This is a genomic window from Tepidiforma sp. (assembly GCF_026419595.1).
GTDB lineage: Bacteria > Chloroflexota > Dehalococcoidia > Tepidiformales > Tepidiformaceae > Tepidiforma.
On record NZ_JANZZD010000133.1, the window covers coordinates 1 to 532 of the forward strand.

Annotated in this window: 1 rRNA gene; it reads right to left on the bottom strand. The window is 48.3% G+C overall.

What is annotated here, in order from left to right:
* A 23S ribosomal RNA gene (locus N2041_RS14780) occupies positions 1 to 532 on the bottom strand; the annotation flags it as partial.

Here is a 532-nt window from a genome sequence, read left to right on the forward strand (position 1 = left end):
CTTCTTAGCAGTCCACCAGTCCTTACGGTCTGACTTCTACCCGCTAAGAAAGCTCCCCTACCATTTGGTACCGTTGCTATCGCCTACATGGCATGTTTTAGCTTTTGTATCTAATGCTGCTCCTTCGCTTCGCTGCGTAGCAGCATAAAGATGTCCTCTCTTTTCTTTCCTATCTACCATATAAGCATTAGCAACGGTACCAAATCCATAGCTTCGGTGGCATGTTTGAGCCCCGGACATCTTCGGCGCAGGACCTCTCGACCAGTGAGCTATTACGCACTCTTTAAATGAATGGCTGCTTCTAAGCCAACATCCTGGTTGTCTTAGAAGTCCCACATCCTTTACCACTTAACATGCACTTTGGGACCTTAGCTGATGGTCTGGGCTGTTTCCCTTTTGACTTAGGATCTTATCACTCTAAGTCTGACTCCCGGGCATCAAGACTATGGCATTCGGAGTTTGATAAGGTTCGGTAACCTAGACGGCCCCTAGCCCATTCAGTGCTCTACCTCCATGTCTCTAACCCGAGGCT